This is a genomic window from Herpetosiphon geysericola, from assembly GCF_001306135.1.
Lineage (GTDB): Bacteria > Chloroflexota > Chloroflexia > Chloroflexales > Herpetosiphonaceae > Herpetosiphon > Herpetosiphon geysericola.
The window spans coordinates 1-5,418 of record NZ_LGKP01000045.1 but is presented as its reverse complement, the minus strand read 5'-3'; the positions used below and the strand labels follow the sequence as shown (position 1 = coordinate 5,418).

Below are 5,418 nucleotides of genomic sequence, written 5' to 3'. Positions count from 1 at the left end.
AGGCCCAAACCCAAGATTTTTACATCCAGCCGCAACATGGCGTGTTTTAGGCCATTAGAATAGCCTAAAACAATGATTGCCATCTTTGAAAGATACTACCGATTATCTTTCAATATTCATGAAAAAGTGACGCTCTTCCACGCTCTTTTGCCTCAAAAAATCGCCAAAATAGCGGAATTATCGAACAAATAAACTTTTTTTAATGCTATTGCGCCCGGCTGCGAGAAACTTGGGTTTAGGCCTAATACTAAAACGATCTCTCATATAGCGCTTAAAATTTCTGTAGAAATCCTCATGCCGACGATATAAATTATTTGCCTTGAAACGAAACATTTGAAACTTCTGTGTATCACGTGGATTTGTTGTTGAATTTTTCGCTTGTAAATCGGCTCTAGGCGAAAACCTCCGTTCGCACGTCGCCGTCGCCATCCGCACGACCAGTGCTTGGCCGACGATAGACCGGCCCACGGAATCGGTAGGACTCCCCAATGAGGGGTAGGGACGCGAATCCTAGCCATTTTGACAAGTTTTGTCATATCCTGGATGCCGTGTGCTTGGTAAAGTAGCGGTATGCAGCCGCTTGCTTGTCATAGGAGACCTATCAATGCACAAACGCGTCTATCAGCTTGGGTGGAGTATTCTAATCGGATTGGTCTTAAGCGCCTGTGGTGGTGATGCAGGAGTGCGTCCTACACCACGAACGACCAGCGGTTCGGCGCAGACGACCGTGCCTACGGTGCCGACCCAATCACCATCGCCAACGACTGGTGCCAATGCTTCCGCCTTAATCATGCGGTACCTGACCGATCCGGAAGCGGTTGCAGCACAACTCAAGCAGTTGGCTAGTTATCGGGTGCGAACACGCACGATGACGAGGACAATGCAAGGGACTGATACCACATCGGAATCCGTGGTCGAGACGATCGAAGCCCGGATTAACACGCCACTTGCGGTCTATCTCCAAACTCTCAGTACCCCGGATGCACCGCCACAGGCCACGTGGTTGCTGGATGGCGTGGTCTATCAGGTCCAGACGACTAACACGGATCTCCACTGTACGAGCACCATGCTCAACCCGGAGATGCTTGAGATCACCTTTGATATGACCCGCTCGTTGAATGGTGGCATGCTGCACGCGTTTGCGGCCTCGTATGAACCGCAGCTCGTTGCTGACGCGACCACCATTAATGGCATGCTGGCAGAACAATATCAGGTGTCCGGCGATCAAAATGGGGTCATCATCGCTGGCGACTTTTGGGTCAATCAGGATGGACTCGTGATCAAAGCCCAGACGCGCATGGAGATTAGCTCCGAACAAACGACTGTCATTACCGAAGCGGTGTATGAACTCGATCAGATCAATCTAGTTGCCCCCATGGGGATCCCGGATGGCTGCACGCCGATCGATGAGACGCTGATGGGACGCATGCCGCGCATGGATGATGCCCAGAATATCCTCATTACGGAGACGATGCTCAGTTATGGGTCGAATCGCCCCACGCCCGAGATCATCGGGGTGTATACGACGGAACTTGGCAAACGGGGGTATACGATGACCACCCTGTATGAAACGACCGATGGGGTGATGCTCCAAGCAGCAACGACCGATCACACCGTCCAGATCCTGATTGGGAGCGGAACCGATACAACGACGGCCGTGCTGATCCAAGCGCAGTAATCGCCGCCCGCAACCCGTGGTCATGAACAGACCACGGGTTGCGGGCGGCGATAGCATCAGGCAGCATAGGTGGCCAGTCACAGTATTATTGACGGCTATACTATGCCATATTTTATGTCAAATAGACCCTGCTTTCAAAGGGCTGATGTGCCTACGGTATTATTGGCGCTTGTGTATCATGTATGGATTGAATGTGCTCCTAGGAGGATCTATGACGAAGCCAGGGTTTACACTCGCAGAACATCGACGTATTGCCCGAAAACTACAACGAATCTATGATGATCTTGGTGACATTATGATGGATGTTCATAATGTCTATGGTACTGGGCGAGGGAAGAAAACATTATTTCAAGCGGCGAATCAAAAAATCCTCGATATCCGAAGCGCATTAGATGGCTATTTGGCTGAAGAATTTCCAGAGGATTTCAGTCCGGCTATTTATTTTGGTCGCGATCAGCAAGATTCATAACACAACCCTATACACGTGAGGTGTAGGCCTGTTTCCATCATTTCGCAGATTAACGTATCTGCAAAATGGTGGGAACAGGCCCATGAGACACAGCAGCCCCATCACGGAGTACGCGCATTCGAGTACGCTGGTTGTTGATCACAAGGGATTATCGCGTTCGTGCATTCTAATTCGATACGCACTCTTCTCAAAACCAGTATTTAACAGTACAGTGCGTATCGAATCATCGAATGTGAGGTGCTCATATGGATGGTTTGTGTCGTGGCTTAGTGTGCAATGGTGCTTGGGAAGCGACCGTTCGCGGGTGGTATGTCGGTTTCCGATCTGAGCCAATGCGTGCGCCAGCGATGCCATTACAGGGCTAGTGCCCCAGAGTTTTTTGCGCTCTCCGCATCATGAGCCATACCCCGAAAGCGCTCCCAGCGATCGGCAGCATTAGGATGACCATAATCGCAATGGTGAGCGCCAGATCCCAGAACCGTGTACTACTCACGTCACGGTTACCGACTCCATGGCGATCCTTCCGTCCGCCCCACAGACGTCCCACGGCTCGTGGTGCCATACGCGGCGGCACCGGCCAGAACCTGCGCAAGCGCGTTAGCCTGAGTCTGAAGGGCAACGCTATCAGCTGGACTCCAGGATGCCTGGTTAAGGGCGTGGCGGATTTCGCTGAGTTGGTGGTGCACGGCACCTCGGCGATCGACCGGGATGCGGGCAACCAGATCGGTTAAGACCTCTAGGAGAGTCTGGGTGACATGCACATCAGCCTGGCCGGCACGGCGCAGCTGATCAAAAGCGGTGGCGACAAATACCTCCCAGGATGGACGACTCACGCGCAGGCGCGTGACCCCATCGGCTGCACGCTGCTCCTCCGGGGGAAATGGCCGGATTGCCAGGCGGCCCAACATATCGCTGAGATGCCAGAGCGCGTACTCCGCCGTGGTCATATCATTGATCCCAGGTGATAGGGCACGCAGGCCAATGTCAACGATCTGGCGGATGGCAAACAGGATGTCTTGACTGGTCGTCCGTTCTGGCGCAAGGATACAGGCAGCCCGGATGCGCCCAGTAAGATCATCGTTCGCCGGCACCGTGCCGGCATATTCAGCCAGAATGCCGCCGTAGGCGACAAAGGTCCCGATCGGCGGGCGCACCCAAAGCCAGTCGGTAGTGCCATGGGTGGCCGCTACCAGAGCATCCTGGTCAATGTGGCGTAGGAAGCCCGCCTGCTCGCTCCGGATGATCTGGATCGGGGCAGCATACTGCTCCTCCACGTGGTGTGCCACCGCATGATGATCCGGATCTCCCCCTCGATCATCCGCTGGATACAGGTGATCAAGCTGCGCGACAAATTCATGGCGGATGCGATCAAGGATGCGGGATATCTGTAACGACTGGGCAATATGGTGGATAAAGAAGATCAGCAAGCCCACGCAGATGAGGGCCAGCCCCAACGCCACCGTGACCGATAGCGCCGGGACAAAGCTTGCCTGAATAGCGGTGCCAGAGTCGGTCTGCTCCGCGCTGCGTACGGCCCGCAGGACAAGCAGAGCGTAGATGAAGGTGGCGGCATAGGCGCCCAACACCACCTGGTTGGGTCGGCTGGCGGTGAATTGGCGCAGCACCCGCGGGGTCCATTGGGCGGATGCCTGCACGAGGGCCACAATGGTCAACGAGATCGCAATCGAGATTACGGTGATGAGCGACCCGGCAATGACCGACAGGACGGTGCGAGCTGCATCGGCGGTGCCGCTAAAAATCCAGGGAATCAGTGGCGATGCCTGTGCGGCCAGCCATGCGTCGATCTCGATCAGCCCGGTCGAGATGACAATGGCCAGGACAATGAAGATGCTGGGAATGAACCAGAGGCTGCTGGTGATCTCATCCCACCAAGTGTGCAGTCGTCCTCGCATCAGATCATGCCTCCTTGGATACGGCTGGAACGGCCTGATCGGCACCGGCAACATCACGCAGCACACTGGGCGGTCGCAGATCGGGATCGCTGATCACGGTGAAACTTCCATCGGTCTCCAGCACTACGGCAGTGCCGGCCGCTAGGGAAGCAATGCCCTGTTGGCGAAGCGCAGACAGCACTTCGGCCTCGACAACCCGCTCACGGTGCATGGCGTCTTCAAGCAGCCGTCCTTGGTAGACCAACAGCTGCGGTTCTGATTTCACCAGACGGCTGATCGCAGGGAACCGGACCGACAGCCAGGCAATCACAAACTGCATCGCGATCAGCACCGCATAGGCCGCCGTGCCTTCCGCCAAGGAAACATCGTGCGACAGCACAATGGTCGCCAGCGTTGATCCCAGAGCAACCGTGACTACCAGATCAAACGCATTCATCTTGGACAGGGTACGCTTACCGGAGACACGGAGGAACACCACCAGCGCCAGATATCCCAGGATTCCAGCGACGATGGTACGACCAATCCCGGCCCATCCATCAAAGATTACATGCATTCACACCCCTTTCGTTGCACCGGCCTGCACGCCCGATGCAGGCCATGAATCGCCTCCCGGAGATCGTTACGATGATTGCTGCTTGGGTCGTGGTCGTCGGCGAGGCACAGAGCCAATCCCGCCTCCGGGTGGTTGATTGGAGCACCTATTCCTGCCACCAGAATGCGCAGGATCGCGAGCGTGTCTGGTACGCACTACATCAATATCTATACCAGGGGGTTTAAAACGATAGCATCCATCTCAGGACCGCTGATCAGGAAAACGTTCAACACACTGCCCCAACGGCGAGAGGTTTAAAACAGGCAGCAACCACAACGGCCATGATTGATTATCCAAGGAATCAATCATGGCCGTTGTGGTATTCCAGTATAGTACCCAAGTCGGCCCTTGGGATTAAGCAAAATTACCCTTCCTTTTGGTTGTCATTCAGGAGCATCAGGCGGATCATCCTCCTCATGGGTCATAATTAAGAGGCCACGATGCACAATTTCGTTCACTGCATCCGCAAGATTCATCCCCAGCATCGTTAATACCGGAACCGATGGGAGCTTCCAATCAGCAGGGTTAAAGACCCACTGGCCCTGCAGAATATGGCCAGTCGATACGATAAACAGCGATCCTTCATTCTGTACCGGGAAGATAAGATTCCCAATGGGAGCAATCTGAAGCCGATTGTGACGCACATAGGGATTGGGTTTGCCAAATCGCTGCTTCCGTTAACGCTTTGGCAGCATGCGGATCAATGTGGATGGCTATCTGGTCGGTTGACCATTCAAAGATTCCCTTCATACCATCGGTCAGTTCG

At 54.5% G+C, this 5,418-nt stretch carries 5 protein-coding genes; 2 read left to right on the top strand and 3 right to left on the bottom strand.

Annotation, left to right across the window (positions count from 1 at the left end):
* The first annotated feature begins 604 nt into the window (after positions 1-604).
* Both SE18_RS26020 and SE18_RS26015 read left to right on the top strand, forming a co-directional pair.
* On the top strand, positions 605-1,678 hold the full coding sequence (locus tag SE18_RS26020; protein WP_054537401.1) for a hypothetical protein: 1,074 nt from the start codon (positions 605-607) through the stop codon (positions 1,676-1,678).
* A 211-nt stretch (positions 1,679-1,889) separates the two neighbouring features.
* Complete coding sequence (locus tag SE18_RS26015; RefSeq protein ID WP_054537400.1) at positions 1,890-2,147, top strand: hypothetical protein; 258 nt, start codon at positions 1,890-1,892, stop codon at positions 2,145-2,147.
* Between the two features lie 500 nt (positions 2,148-2,647).
* On the opposite strand, the gene SE18_RS26010 is transcribed toward SE18_RS26015, so the two are convergent.
* The 3 genes from SE18_RS26010 to SE18_RS28095 form a co-directional block, all read right to left on the bottom strand.
* Entirely contained in the window at positions 2,648-4,060 is a 1,413-nt protein-coding gene (locus tag SE18_RS26010; protein ID WP_054537399.1) for a DUF2254 domain-containing protein, read from the bottom strand.
* Positions 4,061-4,064: 4 nt separating this feature from the next.
* Positions 4,065-4,613, bottom strand: a complete 549-nt coding sequence (locus SE18_RS26005) for a DUF421 domain-containing protein (protein ID WP_054537398.1) — start codon at positions 4,611-4,613, stop codon at positions 4,065-4,067.
* A gap of 621 nt (positions 4,614-5,234) precedes the next feature.
* On the bottom strand, positions 5,235-5,418 hold a 184-nt coding region (locus SE18_RS28095), incomplete at its 5' end, for a hypothetical protein (RefSeq protein ID WP_236707014.1).

Bases quoted from the DNA above. Each gene is read 5' to 3' on its own strand.
- SE18_RS26005 (WP_054537398.1), bottom strand. From the start codon at position 4,613: ATGCATGTAATCTTTGATGGATGGGCCGGGATTGGTCGTACCATCGTC.
- SE18_RS26015 (WP_054537400.1), top strand. From the start codon at position 1,890: ATGACGAAGCCAGGGTTTACACTCGCAGAACATCGACGTATTGCCCGA.
- SE18_RS26010 (WP_054537399.1), bottom strand. From the start codon at position 4,060: ATGCGAGGACGACTGCACACTTGGTGGGATGAGATCACCAGCAGCCTC.
- SE18_RS26020 (WP_054537401.1), top strand. From the start codon at position 605: ATGCACAAACGCGTCTATCAGCTTGGGTGGAGTATTCTAATCGGATTG.